The following is an 884-nucleotide window of genomic DNA, read 5'->3' on the forward strand; positions in this document are numbered from 1 at the left end:
CCATCGGGCACCGAGAGTGCGCCGTACTTCGCGGCGTTGGTCAGAAGCTCGTTCAGCACCATGGTGATGCTCAGTGCGCTGCGCGCGTCCAGATCGACGTGAGGCCCGTCTGTCACCACCCGTCCACCTGACACCGGAGCGACGACGTCGTGGACCAGCTGTTCGAAAGGTGCGTCCTGCCAGTTTCGCCTGGTGAGCAGGTCGTGCGCGCGGGCCAGTGCAAGCAACCGTCCAGTGAACGTCGGCAGAAATTCCTTCAGGTCGCCCGCGTGGCGAGCCGTCTGGTTCGCAAGCGACTGCACGGTGGCCAGAGTGTTCTTCACACGATGGTTGAGCTCGTCGATAAGCACCTTTTGGGCGTTCTCGGCGCGCTTGCGCTCGCTGATATCGACCAGCATGTTAATGGCGCCAACCAGATTGCCCGCGGCGTCTCGCAGGGGCGTCGGATAAGGGATAAATGGTACGCGTCTGCCGTCGGGGCGTTCGGCCACGGCTTCGGCACCGCGGACCTCACGGTTCTCGCGCAGCGCGATGGCCATGGGGCATTCGTTGTGTGGCAACGGAGTGCCATCTGGCCAATAGAGCTTCCAGGTCACACACCACTCGTCGCCCGGCTGCGGCGTTCTGCCCGCCATCTCGACCGCGGCTCGATTGAAGAAATTGATGCGGCCCTCGGCGTCCGTCGTGTAGATGGCCGCCGGCAACGCCTCAAGGAGATCGCGCATCCGCTGCTCGCCCTCGCGCAGGCGGTCCTCCAGCTGCTTGGTGGTGGTGACATCCTGGGCAACGCGCACGCCATAAAGGAAGCGGCCTGCCGAATCCCGCACCGACGAGCTGAATATATCGAGATAACGCACGGATCCATCGGGCCGCAATGCCCGCTT

At 63.9% G+C, this 884-nt stretch carries 1 protein-coding gene; it reads right to left on the reverse strand.

From position 1 onward, the window contains the following. The coding region (locus IVA75_RS20120) for a sensor histidine kinase (protein WP_247282888.1) at positions 1 to 884 on the reverse strand (884 nt) is incomplete at both ends.

Source organism: Bradyrhizobium sp. 134 (assembly GCF_023074155.1).
Taxonomy (GTDB): Bacteria; Pseudomonadota; Alphaproteobacteria; order Rhizobiales; family Xanthobacteraceae; genus Bradyrhizobium.